Raw genomic sequence first — 18,447 nt, 5'->3', positions numbered from 1 at the left:
CTCCTCGCTCCCCTAGACTGACTCTTGTAATAGATAATTGAGGTAGCGATAAACCTAAACTTTACCTCTATTTTCCCTTATCCCCATCTATTCAGAATCACACCTAGATTGCTATTATTTCATCAGTATCTTTTTGAACGGATAAACACGATGAACACCGAAATTGAAGTCTGTATCGATAACTTAGAATCTCTTCATACCGCACTATCTGGTGGCGCGAATCGAATTGAGCTTTGCTCTTCATTAGCACTTGGCGGATTAACTCCAAGCTTCGGAATGATGAAACAAGCGGCAATAGTTTCGTCGGTTCCGGTCTACGCTATGATACGCCCAAGACAAGGCGACTTCATTTTCGATAACGACGATATGCTCTGTATGCTTGAAGATATTGAAGCTTGCGCAAATGCAGGATTGGATGGGGTCGTACTTGGTGTGTTAGCGCCGAACGGAAGTATTGATATGCCAAAGATGCAACAACTGGCTGACAAAGCGCACTCGTTAAAGCTTGGGATTACCTTCCACAGAGCCATCGATCAAAGCTCTGATTTCCAAGCAGCATTAGAACAAATCATTACACTTGGATGCGAAAGAGTCCTGACATCAGGGCTTGCTGCTAATGCTGAGCAAGGTATCGATGTATTGGCTGCAATGGTCAAACAAGCCGATGGACGAATTGATATCATGGCGGGGGCTGGCGTTAACGCTGCGAATGCCAAAATGATTCAAAGCGCTACCCAAGTACCTGCTCTTCACCTTTCAGGTAAATCGACAAGGCCGAGTCTAATGGAAAACAACTCAAGTGCTCAAATGGGCAGTGATAATATTGATGAGTATCAGATCCCAGTGACAGATGCGAGTAAGATATCTGATGTGAGAGCCGCCCTCACCGCTTAGGGCAATAGTCGCCAGCATAAATCCAGAGAACCTCGCTGACTAATCTAACTGACTGACGTATATTAGATTTAATAGCGCAGAAAATTTTCATGGATAGATATGGCTAAAGACTTATTCAGCTCTCTTGATTTAAACCTGTTACGAAGCAAAACATGTTTGGAAGAAACCAAATCCACGGCTTTCAGGCTGAAATTGGCGTGGCAAGTTATGACGGTACGAAAACGCGCTCAGGCGAAGTAGAAGAGAAAACAACACATGGTATAAGCCTAGGCGGGGCCTACGTTTACCAAGCGACACCAATGCTTGGATTACGTGCTGGTGTTGATATGAATATTTTTGATCACAACAAAACCTTTGTGCCTTACGACACAACGGTCAATTTCAATCTTGGTGCAATAATTAGCTTCTAAAGATAAGCTCTATTTTAGTGCGTCATCAAGGCTTTGATCGCCTAGGTGACGTACATCTTTACCCTTCACAAAGTAAATAATGTATTCGCAGATATTTTGGCAGCGGTCTCCCACTCGCTCAATCGCACGCGCTGACCACATCACCTGCAAAATATTAGGGATGTTCTTAGGGTCTTCCATCATATAGGTCATTAACTGACGAATAACGGCCTCGTACTCCGCATCCAACTTATCATCAAGCTTGTGAACTTCAGCTGCCGCATCAACATCCATACGAGCAAAAGCATCTAATACTTGGTGAAGCATGGTGATAGCCTGACGGCAAAGAGGCTCTAAAGATACGTGGAATTTCTGCTCTTTGGTTGAAGGGATCTCAATAGCACCTTGCGCAATTTTAGAAGCAACATCGCCAATACGTTCCAGATCGGTAATCGTTTTGATGATCGCCATAATCAAACGCAGATCCTTCGCTGTCGGCTGACGCTTTGCAATGATTCGAGTACAAGCCTCATCAATCGACACTTCCATCGCATTCACTTTGTGGTCATCACGAATCACTTTTTTGGCCAATTCAACATCGTCTTTATGAAGCGCCTGCATTGCAAACGAGAGTTGCTGCTCCACTAACCCGCCCATGGTCAATACATGAGTACGGATCGATTCTAACTCGACATTGAATTGCCCTGAAATGTGGCGACCGAAATGCATACTTGCTCCTTGAAAGAAATGAAGAAAGCCATTTTTGTAGAGTGACTTAGCTCTAGATGACACCTTTGGAGAGGTTAGCCATATCTACCAGTAATGTAGTCTTCCGTCTGGTTTTTCAATGGCGACGTAAAAATTGAGTCCGTATCTGAGTACTCGATCAATTTTCCCATATGAATAAAGGCAGTATGGTCACTTACACGCGCGGCTTGTTGCATGTTGTGGGTAACAATCACCACTGTGTATTGCGTTTTGAGATCGTTGATCAACTCTTCAATCGTCAAAGTAGAAATCGGATCGAGTGCCGATGTCGGCTCATCTAACAACAGCACTTCAGGCTCAATCGCAACCGCACGAGCGATAACCAAACGCTGCTGTTGACCGCCAGATAAACCAAAAGCATTCTCATGCAACCGATCTTTCACTTCATCCCATAACGCAGCAGCGCGCAGAGAGCGTTCAACCGCATCGTCAAGGTCTCGGCTGTTGCTAACGCCTTGTAGCCTCAAGCCATAAACCACATTCTCATAGATAGATTTAGGAAAAGGGTTTGGACGCTGGAATACCATACCCACACGGCGTCGTAAGGTCGCAACATCCACCTTAGGGTGATAGACGTTCTTGCCATGAAGCTTCACTTTCCCGGAAACCTTACAGCCTTCAACAAGATCGTTCATGCGATTAATGCAGCGCAGCAGAGTCGACTTACCACACCCAGAAGGGCCGATAAACGCCGTCACCTGCCCCTTCGGGATCTGCATCGAGATATCATCAAGTGCTTGGCTCTCTTTATAGTAAAGATTTAGCCCTTCGATCGAGATAGCAATTTGCTCATCCTTCAGATTGTGAACATCAAGTGGTGCTTGGTAACCCAAGGTTTCATTAATCGAGAACATCTAATCTTGTCCTAAGGTTCGGTATTTTTCACGCAAGTTATTACGGATATTGATGGCTGTTAAGTTCAACCCAACAATCACCGTAACCAATAAAAATGAAGTCGCATACACTAAAGGTCGTGCCGCTTCGATATTAGAGGTTTGAAAACCAACATCATAGATATGAAAGCCTAAATGCATGAACTTTCTATCTAAGTGTAAATACGGAAACTGACCATCGACTGGCAAGCTAGATGCCAATTTAACAACACCCACCAGCATAAGTGGTGCAACTTCCCCCGCGGCTCTCGCGATTGCCAAAATTAAACCAGTGATAATCGCTGGGCTTGCCATCGGTAAAACAATGCGCCAAAGCGTCTCAAATTGAGTCGCACCAAGCGCTAATGAACCGTGCCTCACTGCACTAGGAATACGCGTTAAGCCCTCTTCCGTGGTTACGATAACGACTGGAAGCGTCAAGACCGCTAAGGTTAGTGCTGACCAAAGTAGACCCGGCGTACCAAATGTCGGTGCTGGCAATCGCTCTGCATAGAACAACGTATCAATCGAGCCACCAATGGTATAAACAAAAAAGCCTAAACCAAAAACGCCATACACAATCGACGGTACACCCGCCAAGTTAATCACGGCGATACGAATTAAACGTGTTAGTGCGTTGTTTTTTGCGTATTCATGAAGATATATCGCAGCGACTACCCCAAGAGGCATCACGACGATCGACATGAGAATAACCAACAGTACTGTGCCAAAAATAGCAGGAAACACACCGCCTTCAGAGTTTGAGTCTCGTGGGTTCTCTGATAAGAACTTCCAAACTTGTTTGCCCCAGTGCCCAACCTTTTCTAGGTAAGACATATTATTTGGGTACCAATAATCCAGAATGTGGCTGAGCGAGATCTCGACCAGCTCGCCTGTCATATCCTCAACCAGCAAGCTTTCGACATTAAGTTGCGTTCTAAGGTGCTCAAGCTTAACTTCGGCTTCACCTAACTGGCGGTTTAATTCCAGTTTAGTTTGAGTATAGGTTGTAAGGTATTCATCACTCACTGACTCATTGAGTTCAAGCTTACGCTTTTCTAAGCGCAGGTTTTCCAATTGCCAGCTGATATTGCGAATTTCTTGGTTCACGACACGCGACGTTTCTTTACGTAACGTATCAGCGAACGCCAAGCCTTGTTCGAGCTTTTGGTCTATGTTCGAATCAAAGGTGCCAGAAGCGGTTTTAAAACCCACCGGCTTACCAAAGAAATAACCACCTCGACTTCGTTCAATCACAACCCAATCAAGCGGGGTGGTGGGTTCACGTAAGTTAACATCCAGTATGGAAACAAAGTCCGCAGGGTAAAGTTCTCTATTCGCAACTTTAATGCTTAAGCGTTGTATTAGCCCAGTCGACAAATTTTGAGGTGACAAGAGATCATGGACTTGTGGAACTTGCTCTATCGGGATGTATTTTCGTTCATATAACTGACCAACTAATACATCTTGTTTTGATACGGTTTCGTCAAGATCGACCACTAGCGATAAGTCTTTGGAATCAACTTGCCATTGGTACAAAGGTGCGGGCCAAAAATAGGTTAAGCCCTTCCAACCAATCAGCAGCATTAGACCAAGAACAGAAAGCATACTGATGCTCACCGCCCCACCCGTTAGCCAGATCCACGGAGAGCCCGATTTAACCCAAGATAGTAATGACTTCAGTTTATTCATCATGATCGACCTTGCTCTTGGCGTGCTGAAATCAAGGAGCTGCAAAGATCAAGAGACACGCTAGTCAAGCCACTAAAAGCCATTGATACACATTGAGGCAAACCTTTAAAACTACAGCGCACGATATTTATCTCTCAGTCTTTGTCTAACCCACTCAGCAACTGAGTTCACCGCGAATGTAAAGATAAACAGCAAGAGTGCAGCCAAGAACAGCAAGCGGAAATGAGAACCACCCACTTCTGATTCTGGCAGCTCAACAGCAATCGTTGCCGATAAAGTTCTCATCCCTTCCAAAACATTCCAGTCAAGAATTGGGGTGTTACCTGTCGCCATCAAGACGATCATGGTTTCACCAACTGCTCGCCCTAGGCCCATCATAACCGCAGAAAAGATACCTGGACTCGCCGTCAATAGCACCACATAAATAAGCGTCTGCCACGCCGTCGCCCCCAACGCTAATGACCCATCAGACAAATGTTTAGGTACAGAGAAAATAGCATCTTCAGCAATAGTGAAAATCGTTGGGATGACCGCAAAGCCCATAGCAAAACCAACCACTAGCGCATTGCGTTGGTCAAAGTCGATACCATAGCTAGCCAAGAAGGTACGAATATCACCACCAAATAACAAGGCTTCAATGTTGTTTCCACCAGCAAACACCGCAACCACTGTAATCACCAATACCGGAATCAATATCAGAGCATGCCAACCGTTAGAGAAGCGACCCGTTACCCTCTTCGGTAAACAGAACCAAACAAGTCCAGTCAACAGTGTGCTCAGTGGTAATAGCATCATTAATGAGAAGACAGCCGTTAAATGTGTTTCAACGATTGGAGCAAACCAAAGCCCAGCCAAAAATCCGATGATCACGGTTGGAAGAGCTTCCATCAGCTCTATCGAAGGCTTCACCACTCTTCGCATGCGTGGAGACATAAAATAAGCGGTGTAAATAGCTCCGAGCACAGCAACCGGCACGGCAAACATCATCGCAAACAGAGCGGCTTTGATAGTTCCGAATGTGATAGGTACTAAACTGAATTTCTCTTCAAAGTCATCATTCGCCGATGTTGATTGCCAAACGTATTGCGGCTCAGGGTAACTTTCATACCAGACCTTTTGCCAAAGCGAGGAGAATGAGATTTGTGGGTATTCATTGTCGACTTTAGCCACACTGATGATGCCATCAATCAACGTTGCCAGATGCAGTTCATTGGCAGACATAGCGGCTAGTTGTGGTGATTTATCAAATGCGCGTTCAAACAACGACAGCTTTTCACTGGTCGTATAGTGGCTTTGTAATGTGCCGTTCTTATAGAAGCTATAAAAACCCTTTCTATAAGTATCAGGAAGAATAAATTGCACTTGTTCAGCAAGTTGGAAGTCTCGAATATGGGTCAGGCTACGCTTTTCATCTTTGAGTACATCGAACCATTGAGAAACCTGTCCGTCCTCATGCGTAACCAACAACGAGTATGCGCCAGACAATAAATCGATGCTTTTCACGGAATGCTTCGCATCATTTAAGCTAAGATCAATCACTTCACGAACATCAAAACCGTTATCTGATAGTTTCAAAACAACCAAATCCGATTGTGCTCGTAGGTATAAGGTTTGCCCATCAGGTGTGACAAGCAGTTGCTGCTGCAAGCCCAACTTATCCGATAGCCATTGGCTCTTCTGAAAAACATACTGACCAGTAAGGTCACTCTGATACCACTTAACCAAGACTCGTTGGTCACTTAACTGCGCGGCAACCGTAATCCCACGTCCATTTTTAGAGAATGCGAATTTGTCGATCGTCGCCCCATTTGAGGGTACATCATTTAAAAACGGTTCAGGGAGAGTGATTTGCTCAATTTTAGGTTCGGCTTCGCTGCCCTTTTTCAGCACAGGCGCACTATACTCAGGATAGAAAAAAGTAAGATTGCTTGCGCTGTCGGCAAAGGCAAACCAGTTTTCAGATGGGGTGTTTCGAGAAAAGGCGATGGGGTTGGCTACAACATCACGCTCAAAGTAAGAGTGTGTATTTTGAGACTCTAAATCCCAAAACTGTACCAAACCAGATTTTTCGATAGTAAATGCATGCTGACCGTATTCATCAACCGATAAGACGATAGGTTTTTCTACGGCAACGGTCTTTACAGCTTGGTCTGTCTCTAAACCAGTATCAGAAAATACCGGTAAAATGACCATCGCCAAGTAAACAAAGATCAATACTAGGGCAGCTAGAACACTGACCGCGCCACATGTCACCGAAAAACGGACGAGACGATCTTTCAACCATCTTTTTTTGTCGCGCTCTTTCAATGAAAATTGGGCTGATGCCATCTGTTTATCTACCTTTTTTTAGCTACTGACATAATATGTACGTTAGATGACAATTATATTACAAGTTACGTTAAACAACTGAAACTAATAACAAGTTTGTTAGCCATATTTCTTAAAGTAAGATCATAGATTTTGTGAATTTTGCCATTCTAATTTAAAGTAATCAGCTCTATAGCCAGTACTCAAGGATTCTCATCTCGATGGAAAAAGACTATGTCACAAAAGAACTTAGCTGGTTATCCTTCAATGAAAGAGTGCTCCAAGAAGCAGCCGACAAGTCAGTGCCCTTAATCGAAAGAGTTCGTTTTTTAGGTATTTACTCAAAAAACCTCGATGAGTTTTACAAAGTCCGATTTGCTGACGTGAAACGAAAGATCTTACTTCAAGATCCACAGCTAACCTCCAACTCGCCGAAAAGCCTACTGACTAAAATGCAGAGCAAAGCAAGCAAGCTCGATGCTCAATTCCATGAACTGTATAACGACTTGCTATTGGAATTGGTACGCAATCGTATTTTTCTGGTCAACGAACAACAAATCAGCGAAGAACAAAGTGGCTGGATAAAAAAGTACTTTAAGAAAAAAGTGCTGCCACATTTAACTCCGTTTCTCTTGAACGAAGATCGCCAGTTGCTCAATATTATGAAAGACGAGCAAAGTTACTTAGCCATCGACATCAAGCGTGAGGCATCTTCTCAATACGTATTACTCGAAATCCCATCAGAAGCACTCCCTCGATTTGTTAAGTTACCAGACACCTCGGGTTCTCAGCGTACTACTTTGATCTTATTAGATAATATAGTTCGATTTTGTTTAGATGACTTACTTAAAGGGTTCTTTGAGTATGACTCAGTGCGTTGCTTTGCTATAAAAATGACTCGTGACGCCGATTATGACCTTCAAGAGAACAATGAAAGCAGCCTATTAGAATCGATGTCTTTAGGTTTAGAACAGCGCTTAACGGCACTACCGATACGTCTTATCTATGAGTCAGAAATGCCAGCTGAAATGCTCAGTTTCTTACAAGTCAGACTAAAACTGTCTGATTACGACAGTGTTATCGCCGGAGGCCGCTACCACAACTTCAAACATTTCTCTGAGTTCCCAAGCCTCAACCGACGTGATTTAGTTAATCGCCCGTTACCCGCGATTAAGTGCGCGCATTTTAGCCACCACCCAAACTATTTTGAAGCGATCAAAGCTCGTGACATCTTGTTGCATTACCCTTATCACACCTTTAATCACATTACTGAACTTGTGAGGCAGGCTTCCTTTGACCCGAAGGTAACCTCCATAAAAATAAACGTTTACCGTGTTGCAGAAGGCTCAAAACTCCTTAGCTCAATCATCGATGCGGCACACAATGGAAAAAAGGTCACAGTGGTTGTCGAGCTGCAAGCTCGCTTTGATGAACAAGCCAATATTCAGTGGACAAAGAAACTTCAAGAAGCCGGTATAAAAGTCATCCATGGCATCCCAAGTTTGAAAGTCCACTCCAAACTGCTGCTCATTAAACGGAAAGAAGGCAAGCATACGGTGCATTACGCCCATATTGGCACCGGTAACTTTCATGAAGTAACAGCGCGCGTGTATACCGATTTTTCTCTGCTCACTGCGAATGAAGATTTGACCCAAGAGGTGAGACAAGTCTTTAAATATATTGAAAACCCTTATCAAAAATCACAGTTCAAACAACTGATTGTGTCACCGAAGAATACAAGAAAACGTCTGTATCAGTTGATAGATAATGAAATACAAAACGCGATGGAGAGCAAGCCTGCAAGCATCACTCTAAAACTCAACAATTTGGTCGACCGAGAGATCATTGAGAAGCTCTATCAGGCCAGCCAAGTCAATGTAAAAGTGAGAATGGTGATTCGTGGCATGTGCTCTCTTGTCCCTGGCATACCCAACATCAGTGACCATATTGAGATTGTCAGTGTGGTCGATCGTTTTCTCGAACACCCAAGAGTGATGATCTTTGGTAACGCTGGAAAGCCGAAAGTCTATATATCTTCAGCTGACTGGATGACGCGAAACTTCGATCATCGGATCGAAGTCGCCACTCCAATTTTAGATCCAAATATCAAGCAAACCATTATCGATATCACCGAATTTCATTTCGATGACAGCAACAAAGCTCGAGTGCTAGACCAAGCGATGAGCAACCCTTACATAGAAGCACCAGCAAACCAACTCGAATACCCGACGTCACAACTCTCCACTTACCACTATATTAAACGTATGGAGAAACTTGCTCGCAAGAAGTACAAACAAGAGAAGAAATCATGCCGCTAATTGATAACAAACATTCTCGATGTATTGCCGCTATCGATTTAGGTTCGAACAGCTTTCATATGGTGGTTGCACGAGTATTCGATCAACACCTGCAATTAGTCAGCAGACATAAACAGAAAGTGAGATTAGGCGATGGGTTGGATGAGCATAACTTCTTATCCGAAAGCGCTATCGAGCGAGGTTTAGAGTGCCTCAAGGTATTCGCAGAACGACTAGCGGATTTTGAACTTGATGATGTCAGAGTCGTCGCGACTCATACCCTAAGAAAGGCTAAAAATACCAAAGACTTCTTAGAGCAAGCTAAACCATGGTTTCCTTTTCCAATAGAGATCATCTCAGGTCAAGAAGAAGCTCGAATTATCTATAACGGCGTAGAGCACACTCAAGCCGCTTCCGAATCCAAATTAGTTATTGATATAGGTGGAGGGAGTACTGAATTAGTCGCAGGGCAAGGCTTTACACCCCAAATAATGCGTAGCTTACCGATGGGATGCGTCAGTTTTACTCAGCGCTTCTTTGCCGATGGAGGGCTGACATCACAGCACTTCTCCGATGCTTATGTCTCAGCTACTCGCCTGTTGATGCCATTAATTGAAGAATACAAACAAATCTCTTGGGAAGTTGCCTTTGGCTCATCAGGTACCGCCAAATCAATAAAAGAGGTACTCATTGGCTTAGGGTTCACCGATGGTCTCATTACGCCGCAACGCCTATCCTATTTGAAGAACCACTTATGTGAATTTCCATCATCTAAGGGATTAGACCTTTCAGGTTTAAGCGATGAAAGAAAGCCGGTGTTTGCCGCTGGCGTCACGATTCTTTCAGCAGCTATGGATATGCTAAACATCAATGAATTGCATTTCTCCGATAGTGCCTTAAGAGAAGGGGTGCTTTATGACATGGAAGATCGGTTTAAAGATATTGATGTTCGAACAAGAACCGCCGAAACGCTTGTCTCTCGATACCATGTTGACGTAGTTCATGGCCAGAAAGTCAAAGCACTCGCCCTTTCATTACTGAAACAAGCGCAACCTCAGGTGAGTACTGCGGTAAATAATGAACTTTATGATCTGATTGGATGGGCTGCATTGCTTCATGAAGTGGGACAAAGCATCGCATTCCAAGGCTATCACCGCCATTCAGCTTATCTGCTTAAACATACGACTATGCCCGGTTTCAATACTGAGCAGCAGCGTCTGATCTCAGCATTAGTTCGCTATCAAAGAAAAGCGATTAAGCTTAGTGACTTACCGGATCTCACGCTATTCAATACAGGGCAGGTAGCGTTGTTAATTCGAATACTGAGGATAGCAATCCTGCTCAATCGACAGCGAAGCCAATCGCCAATACCGAATGTAAAATTAACCATTGAGCAAGATGAGAATTGGTGTTTAGAAGGAGATACCATCGACTGGTTAGCTGAAAATCAACTGCTTGATTATGAACTCAAAGAAGAACAACGACGCTGGCAAGATGCTGGGTGGTCGTTAAAGCTAAAATAACGAACAGTCAAAATTAAAACAGCCTGCGACGCGCAAGCTGTTCATACGTTTCTTATCTAAGTTTATCGCAGCCTGAATTAGAGCCCGACTTTTGCCAATTCTTGCTCTGCGAACTCAGACGGTATCGCTAAATAGCCATCTTTCTCTACAAGTTCTTGTCCTTGCTTTGAGAACACAAAAGTGAGGAACTCTCTTTCAACGGGAGAAAGCGGTTTATCCGGATGCTTATTCACATACACATAGAGAAAACGAGATAGAGGGTAATCACCACTCAAGATATTCTCACGCGTAGGCTCAACATAATTAGAGCCGTGCTCTGCAATAGGAATCAGCTTAACACCTGCTACGCGGTAGCCAATGCCCGAGTAGCCAATCCCACTGATGGATGAAGCGACCGACTGAACGACTGAAGCCGAACCAGGTTGCTCATTCACACGATTTTTAAAGTCACCGCCGCACAGTGCATTCTGTTTGAAGTATCCATAAGTCCCCGATACAGAATTGCGACCGAACAATTGGAATCGATGTTTCGCCCATGGCTGATCGATTCCGAGATCTTGCCAGTTATTGAGGGGCCTTGTTGCTCCGCAGCGTAATGTCTCAGAAAAAATGCCATCAATCTGACGAAAGTTAAGCCCCTCAATAGGGTTATCACGATGCACAAAAAGCCCAATCGCATCGATAGCAACTCGCAGTGCTGTTGGCTTATATCCATGCTCCCTTTCAAATGCTTCAATTTCTCGCAGGCGCATCGGACGACTCATTGGCCCTAGATGTGCAGTCCCTTCGGTTAAGGCTGGAGGAGCAGTAGAAGAACCCGATGCTTGGACTTGAGCGTTAACATTTGGGTAGTAGGACTTGAACTCTTCCACCCATAACGTCGTCATACCCGCTAAGGTATCCGAACCGACCGATAATAAGCTCCCAGAAATTCCCGGAACCTTAGAATAATCAGGAAGAGAATCGACACCCTGTTCGGCATGCACAGGGTTAACTAAAGCAAACGCTAATAATGAGCTGACTGGAAAATGCATCCTGCGTATCGAACAACTCATGATACGGTCAGTCGATTTGGTAAAGTAAAATGGAAACGACTGCCGACGCCCACTTCACTTTGAATTTCGAGATGTGAATCGTGGTGGCTAAGCGCATGCTTTACAATCGCTAATCCAAGACCACTACCACCGGTATCACGAGAGCGGGCTTTATCTACACGATAGAAGCGCTCTGTGAGTCGATGTAAGTGTTGAGGCTCAATACCATCACCAGTATCTGACACATCTAAGCACGCGCCTTGGCTGGTTTGATACCAACGCACTTTGACCGTTGCACCTGCGGGTGTGTATTTAACCGCGTTATAAACCAAATTCGATATCGCACTTCTCAATTGGTCTTCATCGGCAAGAACTCGTAGGCTCTTATCGATATCAAACTCAAGCTTATGTTCGCGCTCACCGCTAAGGCTCGCCGCTTCTTTCTCAAGAACCTCAAGCATCGCCGGAACGTTGACCACTTCATCCAACTCATGCATTGGCGCCGCTTCAATTTTCGAAAGCGTGAGTAGTTGATTAACCAAACTGTTCATTCGATTGAGCTGCTCAGTCATTACGCCATGCGCCTTGGTCCACATTGGGCCAACGATCATGTCTGGATCTTCGGTCATTTCAAGGTAACCTTGAAGGACGGTCATCGGCGTACGCAATTCATGAGAAACGTTAGCGAAGAAGTTACGGCGCATGCCTTCTAACTGCTTAAGCTGGGTCACATCACGTACCACCATCAGGTGTTCACCCTCGGTATACGGCACAATACGCAGCTCGAGCATACGCTCCACATTCAATGGAGAAGGCATCTCTAATGGCTCAGAGAAATCTTGCTTATTAAGGTACTTAATAAAATCTGGAGTACGAATCAAATTCGAGATCGGTTGACCTGAATCATCTGGCCAACGAAAGCCCAGCAAATACTGAGCTAGCTTGTTACACCAAACGATATTGCCTTCACCGCGAAATACCACAACGGCATCGGGAAGCGATTCTGCACCGTTACGGAAACGGCGGATAAGGTTAGTCAGTTCTTTGCGTTTGCGACGCTGTCTCTGCTGCATACGATAAATACCGTTAAACAGAGATTCCCAGTTCCCAGAGCCTGAAGGTGGAGTTAGACGCTTCTCATCCCACAGCCATGCGGACAAACGCATTTGGTTGTGTAGATGCCAGCCGAGCTGCAATACCGTAGCAGCCAGCAGCAACCAAGGTAGGTAACCGAATATCCATCCGACTAAAACCCATGGTGCGTAAAAAAAAGCCAGCTCCCAAGCCAGCTTTTTCCAGGTTAACTTTTCAACCATTCAGGACTCCGTAAACTGGGCAGCGAAGCCACATTAAGCCTTTGTAGAAAAACGGTAGCCAGCGCCACGAACCGTTTGGATTAGCTTATCGTGACCTGCAGACTCAAGCGCTTTACGCAGGCGTCGAATATGTACATCAACCGTTCGGTCTTCAACGTAAACATTGGTACCCCAAACGTTGTTAAGCAGCTGCTCTCGGCTGTATACACGCTCTTGGTGCGTCATAAAGAAGTGCAGCATTTTGAATTCTGTTGGTCCCATATCAACTGGACCTTCACTTGCGGTCACGCGGTGTGATACTGGGTCTAATTTAAGGCCCTGTACATCAATCACATCTTCCAATGCCGTTGGTGTTACACGACGAATCACCGCTTTAAGGCGAGCAACAAGCTCTTTTGGCGAAAACGGTTTGGTAATGTAGTCGTCAGCGCCAACTTCTAAACCGCGAACCTTATCTTCTTCTTCGCCACGAGCCGTTAGCATCACCACTGGGATGTTGCGAGTTAACTCTTCACGCTTCATGTGCTTGATAAAGTTTATCCCGCTACCACCAGGTAGCATCCAATCTAGTAATACTAGATCTGGGAAAGGTTCACATAGCTTGTTTACCGCTGTATCGTAATCTTCAGCCTCTACTGCTTGGTAGCCTTTTTGTTCAAGTACAAAACACAGCATCTCACGAATAGGTGCTTCATCTTCAACGACCAGAATCCTTCTCGACATAATTGAATAGCCTTTGTATTTAATCAACGCATTGCATTATCTGAGTTAATTATGACACTTTTGTGACCTTTGAAAACAAATTTTCATATAACTGTCTCAAACGTTTCACTTTATAACTTTTGATACAGAGCTAAGGACAAATCGAATTAGATCTCATATCATGAGGCACTTCTAAAAAGGTATGAGAAAAATATATGTGGTTTAAAAATTGTCTAGTCTATCGCTTCAACCGTGATATTGATTTCAACGCAGATCAGCTAGAGAAACAACTTGAAGAATTCCGCTTTACTCCTTGTGGTAGCCAAGACAAACAGAAGTTTGGTTGGGTACACGCAATGGGTAGACATGGCGATATGATGACGCACGTATCAGAAAACCGCATTCTTATCTGTGCAAAGAAAGAAGAGAAAATGCTACCCGCTTCTGTGATCAAAGAATCATTGAACGCAAAAGTAGAAACGCTTGAGGCAGAGTCTGGTACCCCTCTGAAAAAGAAAGAGAAAGACAGCCTAAAAGAAGACATCATCATTGATCTACTTCCTCGAGCATTCAGCCGCAGCAACTTCACTTACGCGCTGATCATGCCAAAAGAAGGTTTCATTGTGGTTGATGCGAGCAGCTACAAAAAAGCAGAAGATGTATTAGCATTGCTACGTAAGACAATGGGTAGCCTGCCAGTAGTGCCAGCTATCCCAGAGCAAGCGATCGAAACGACTCTTACAGAATGGGTGAAATCAGGTGATACGCCACAAGGCATCACTATGCTTGATGAAGCAGAACTAAAATCTATTCAAGAAGACGGCGGTATTGTTCGAGTTAAGAAACAAGAACTAGAAGCTGATGAGATTAAAAACCACATCGAAGCCAATAAGATGGTGACGAAACTTCTTATCAACTGGCAAGACCGTATTGAATTCATTCTTGCAGAAGATGGCAGCATCAAACGCCTAAAATTCAGTGATGAGCTCAAAGACGAAAACGACGATATTCCTCGTGAAGATCAAGCTGCGCGTTTTGATGCGGACTTCTCTCTACTTTGTGGTGAGTTCAGTGTTTTCCTTCCAAACCTATTTGAATCATTAGGCGGGTTAACTCAACCTAACGCTTAATCAGTCAAACTATAGGCTCAGGTGCTAACGGTATCTGAGCTTATTTCTCACTAAGTTCTCACTTATATCTGCCTCTAGACCGTCTTGTTAATGTCATTGCTATCTTTAGGGCTATCAACCAAACTCATTTTAGCGTAAAATTTGCGCCCCTTTGATATCACTTGGTGGTATCAACCTGACTTGAGATCAGATTAGAGAACGAAGCAATGACTACACAAAAACCATTTGTACCTGAACTATTATCACCGGCAGGAAGCCTCAAAAACATGCGTTACGCATTCGCCTACGGCGCAGATGCAGTATACGCAGGCCAGCCACGTTACAGCCTTCGTGTTCGTAACAACGAATTCAATCACGAAAACCTACAAATCGGTATCGATGAAGCTCATGCTCAAGGCAAAAAGTTATATGTTGTATGTAACATTCAGCCGCACAACTCTAAATTAAAAACATTCATTCGCGACCTCAAACCAGTTGTAGACATGGGCCCTGACGCGCTTATCATGTCAGATCCTGGTCTTATCATGATGGTTCGTGAAGCATTCCCTGAAATGCCAATCCATCTTTCTGTTCAAGCAAACGCAGTAAACTGGGCGACCGTTAAGTTCTGGTCAACTCAAGGCGTTGAGCGTGTGATCTTATCTCGTGAGCTATCGCTTGAAGAGATCGAAGAGATTCGCGAACACTGCCCAGAAACAGAGCTAGAGATCTTTGTTCACGGAGCTCTTTGCATGGCTTACTCAGGCCGTTGTCTGCTTTCTGGTTACATGAACAAGCGCGATCCAAACCAAGGTACTTGCACCAACGCTTGCCGCTGGGAATACAAAACAGAAGCAGCGAAAGAAGACGAAAACGGTCAGATCGTTGAAGCAAACCCTACTGGTGTTGCTATTCAAGAAGTAGAAACGCAAGACATTGAAGTTCAAGATGAGCGTCCAGACAACACACTAGGCCTTGGTAAACCAACAGACGAAGTGGTTCTGCTTTCTGAATCACACAAGCCAGAAGAGAAAATGGCAGCGTTTGAAGATGAGCATGGTACTTACATCATGAACTCAAAAGACCTTCGTGCAATCCAACACGTTGAGCGCCTAACGAAGATGGGTGTTCACTCTCTGAAGATTGAAGGTCGTACTAAGTCTTTCTACTACTGTGCACGTACTGCTCAGGTTTACCGTAAAGCTATTGACGATGCAGTGGCAGGCAAACCATTCGATGAAAGCCTAATGGGTACACTAGAGAGCCTAGCTCACCGTGGTTACACTGAAGGCTTCTTACGTCGCCATACACACGATACATACCAAAACTACGAGTACGGTTACTCTATCTCTGACACTCAACAGTTTGTTGGTGAGTTCACAGGTAAGCGCCGTGGTGACCTAGCGGAAGTAGAAGTGAAGAACAAGTTCCTAGTAGGCGACAGCTTAGAAATGATGACACCGAAAGGTAACGTTGTTTTCAAACTAGAAGTTATGGAAAACCGCAAATCTGAAGCGGTCGACGATGCGAAAGGTAACGGTCACTTTGTATTTATTCCTGTACCAGCAGATCTAGATCTAGAGTACGGCTTGCTGATGCGTAACTTGAGCGAAGGCCAAGATACACGTAACGCATCAGGCAAATAATTTTTACTTAAGCGACTTACTTGAGAAGAAAATAATGGCTCTGTTAATTACTGACAAGTGCATAAACTGCGATATGTGTGATCCTGAATGCCCAAATGGTGCAATCACTATGGGCGACAGCATCTTCGAGATCGATCCTGATTTATGTACAGAGTGTAAAGGTCACTATGAAAAGCCAACATGCCAGTCAGTGTGTCCGATTACAAAATGCATCATCACTGACCCAAACCATATTGAAACTGATGACGAGCTACTTGAGAAGTTTGTTATCATTCAAGGCTTGACCTAAAAGAAGAAAGGTTCAACTTAACCATAAGTTGAACCTTTTTTTTCATCCTGATTTTCCGATTGGATAAATATTGCAGAAGAGCTCTTTTTCAAATTGATATTCGAGTCGTTCTCGCCAGTTTATTGATTGAGCTATAGGAACAAGATAAAAGTTTTCCCTGCTGGTATCGGTCACAAATGCCATTCCATACTGCATCAATTCATAGTGAACATCATTTACGAAACTAGGGTCTAAACGTTGTCTGCCTGTTAGCTGATTGATGTCATCTCTTGAAATTGAAATACCCGAGCTTTCAGCGTTGAACCTATGTCTTAACCATTCTGAAAATTCCTTCGCACAAATCATAGTCATAGTCTTATCCTTGAATTATCTATCGACGGGTATCAGACTCTGATTTCGCATACTGCATATAAGCCGCATCTTTCACCCCAAAACACTCAATCCCTGACCAAACCTTGTCAAATTCGCCATCGCCCTTGCTGATACCGTTATTGCTTTTATTAATATCAAACGATGTTCTTAATCTCGTGTTTATAAACTCTAGACAAAAGTGTGATATTTCTCCAGTTTTAGAGTCGAAAAAACCAGTGGCAGTACCACTGTAAAAAGCCTCGATGAACAGGATTACTTATTCGATATCAAGGCCAAACACTGACTTGGCATCACTTTAACTTTTTTCTTTTTCTTAGTTTTCGCTACTTTTTTAGGAGGTGGAACTGGAACAGTCTTTGGAGCCCAACTTGCAAGTTCATCTCCACAACCGTCACCTTTAGGAGGGCTCGCTTGAGCTATGCAGTTTGAACTGCCTTCAGGACACTTTAAACGAACGTGGAAGTGGGAGTGGTGTCCCCACCAAGGTCTTATTTTGCCTAACCAAGCTCTATCATTAGCGTCAGAGTTTTCTTGTTCACAAAGGGTTTGCTTGATCACTGGATGAACAAAAATACGCACCACTTTTTCATCTTTCGCCGCATAACGAATAACTTGAAAATGATCATCGGTCCAATTCGATTCACGCAATTTGTAGTTGGTAAGATCCACAACGCTCACAGGTTTAGGCACAGCTAATTCGTTCTCTGACAACCTCTTACTGGTTAACCTTAGCCATATATCAATATCTAACCCTGTTTGATGACTTGAATGACCTGAAGAAAAGCGCCCTCCTCTGGGAAGAGAAATATCACCGATCAATAAATTAGTATTGAGCTTCTCGCTGGTCGTGACTCCTAACCTCTCAATAAACTTTATAGCTTCTGTATGGCCATAGTAGCGCTCTCTTTGAGGGCGAATGATCTGATACCCCAAACCATTAATAGGCAAAGCCTGCGCGCCGTCTAGACAGCCATTGGCATAGCTTCCAATTGATGAGGGTGAATTTCTAGTAGGGTGACTCTCTTTTTCCCACGAAGTTGCTGATAGAGAAAATGAACAAAAGAATACAACCAGTGCAAAAAAGAACCTCATAATAATCCCAAATTACTGACGCTTACTCATTATATTAGTCGCCATTTAGGATTAGGTGCATATCGTACTTAAGTTTTTGGTGGTAGCTAGTGAATTATACCAATTAAAGTAAAAATGTGATCTGGTTAAGATTGATGAATTATTG

General features: G+C 43.9%; 15 protein-coding genes and 1 pseudogene. 7 read left to right on the top strand and 9 right to left on the bottom strand.

Annotated elements, in window-relative coordinates:
* The first annotated feature begins 150 nt into the window (after positions 1-150).
* Entirely contained in the window at positions 151-894 is a 744-nt protein-coding gene (locus AB4351_RS06955; RefSeq protein ID WP_372125465.1) for a copper homeostasis protein CutC, read from the top strand.
* 146 nt (positions 895-1,040) lie between these two features.
* A pseudogene (locus tag AB4351_RS06950) lies at positions 1,041-1,304 on the top strand (hypothetical protein); the annotation flags it as partial.
* A 9-nt stretch (positions 1,305-1,313) separates the two neighbouring features.
* Here AB4351_RS06950 and phoU read toward each other — a convergent pair.
* The 4 genes from phoU to AB4351_RS06930 form a co-directional block, all read right to left on the bottom strand.
* Positions 1,314-2,012, bottom strand: a complete 699-nt coding sequence (phoU, locus tag AB4351_RS06945; protein WP_009848270.1) for a phosphate signaling complex protein PhoU — start codon at positions 2,010-2,012, stop codon at positions 1,314-1,316.
* Between the two features lie 74 nt (positions 2,013-2,086).
* The gene (pstB, locus tag AB4351_RS06940; RefSeq protein ID WP_009848269.1) at positions 2,087-2,905 is read right to left on the bottom strand and encodes a phosphate ABC transporter ATP-binding protein PstB; all 819 of its coding nucleotides are present in this window, start codon (positions 2,903-2,905) and stop codon (positions 2,087-2,089) included.
* Positions 2,906-4,615 (bottom strand): phosphate ABC transporter permease PstA, encoded by a 1,710-nt coding sequence (gene pstA, locus AB4351_RS06935; RefSeq protein WP_050619859.1) that lies wholly within the window; start codon positions 4,613-4,615, stop codon positions 2,906-2,908.
* Positions 4,616-4,726: 111 nt separating this feature from the next.
* A complete protein-coding gene (locus AB4351_RS06930; RefSeq protein WP_372125462.1) occupies positions 4,727-6,943 on the bottom strand; it encodes an ABC transporter permease subunit in 2,217 nt (738 codons plus the stop codon).
* 200 nt (positions 6,944-7,143) lie between these two features.
* Here AB4351_RS06930 and ppk1 point away from each other — a divergent pair, with 200 nt between their 5' ends.
* Positions 7,144-9,240 carry a polyphosphate kinase 1 gene (gene ppk1 / locus AB4351_RS06925; RefSeq protein WP_372125459.1) on the top strand — a complete coding sequence of 699 codons (2,097 nt, stop codon included), beginning with the start codon at positions 7,144-7,146 and terminating at the stop codon, positions 9,238-9,240.
* Positions 9,231-10,742: an exopolyphosphatase gene (gene ppx / locus AB4351_RS06920; protein ID WP_372125456.1), complete on the top strand. Its 1,512-nt coding sequence runs from the start codon at positions 9,231-9,233 to the stop codon at positions 10,740-10,742. The genes ppk1 and ppx overlap by 10 nt, the downstream gene beginning before the upstream one ends.
* A gap of 77 nt (positions 10,743-10,819) precedes the next feature.
* Here the strand turns inward: ppx and AB4351_RS06915 are convergent, their stop codons facing one another.
* Genes AB4351_RS06915 through phoB form a run of 3 tightly spaced genes read right to left on the bottom strand, consistent with a single transcriptional unit; the run spans position 10,820 to position 13,815 of the window.
* Entirely contained in the window at positions 10,820-11,797 is a 978-nt protein-coding gene (locus AB4351_RS06915; protein WP_102320722.1) for a PstS family phosphate ABC transporter substrate-binding protein, read from the bottom strand.
* Entirely contained in the window at positions 11,794-13,092 is a 1,299-nt protein-coding gene (gene phoR / locus AB4351_RS06910; protein ID WP_004740365.1) for a phosphate regulon sensor histidine kinase PhoR, read from the bottom strand. The genes AB4351_RS06915 and phoR overlap by 4 nt, the downstream gene beginning before the upstream one ends.
* A gap of 33 nt (positions 13,093-13,125) precedes the next feature.
* Positions 13,126-13,815 (bottom strand): phosphate regulon transcriptional regulator PhoB, encoded by a 690-nt coding sequence (gene phoB, locus AB4351_RS06905; protein ID WP_004735064.1) that lies wholly within the window; start codon positions 13,813-13,815, stop codon positions 13,126-13,128.
* Between the two features lie 194 nt (positions 13,816-14,009).
* Between phoB and rdgC the strand changes: the two genes are divergently transcribed.
* From rdgC to AB4351_RS06890, 3 genes are all read left to right on the top strand, one after another.
* Positions 14,010-14,924, top strand: a complete 915-nt coding sequence (gene rdgC, locus AB4351_RS06900; protein WP_017062534.1) for a recombination-associated protein RdgC — start codon at positions 14,010-14,012, stop codon at positions 14,922-14,924.
* A 206-nt stretch (positions 14,925-15,130) separates the two neighbouring features.
* Positions 15,131-16,549, top strand: coding sequence for a tRNA 5-hydroxyuridine modification protein YegQ (yegQ, locus tag AB4351_RS06895; protein ID WP_017062848.1), 1,419 nt, complete (start codon positions 15,131-15,133; stop codon positions 16,547-16,549).
* 34 nt (positions 16,550-16,583) lie between these two features.
* Complete coding sequence (locus tag AB4351_RS06890) at positions 16,584-16,838, top strand: YfhL family 4Fe-4S dicluster ferredoxin (protein WP_004735061.1); 255 nt, start codon at positions 16,584-16,586, stop codon at positions 16,836-16,838.
* 42 nt (positions 16,839-16,880) lie between these two features.
* Here AB4351_RS06890 and AB4351_RS06885 read toward each other — a convergent pair whose 3' ends face one another.
* Positions 16,881-17,189, bottom strand: coding sequence for a hypothetical protein (locus AB4351_RS06885; RefSeq protein WP_017062536.1), 309 nt, complete (start codon positions 17,187-17,189; stop codon positions 16,881-16,883).
* Between the two features lie 273 nt (positions 17,190-17,462).
* Positions 17,463-18,302: a penicillin-insensitive murein endopeptidase gene (gene mepA, locus AB4351_RS06880; protein ID WP_017062537.1), complete on the bottom strand. Its 840-nt coding sequence runs from the start codon at positions 18,300-18,302 to the stop codon at positions 17,463-17,465.
* Positions 18,303-18,447 lie beyond the last annotated feature (145 nt).

This window comes from Vibrio sp. 10N.261.51.F11 (assembly GCF_041471665.1).
GTDB lineage: Bacteria > Pseudomonadota > Gammaproteobacteria > Enterobacterales > Vibrionaceae > Vibrio > Vibrio crassostreae_C.
Note: the sequence above shows the minus strand (reverse complement) of the source record. Positions and strands in the feature narration are given on the sequence as shown.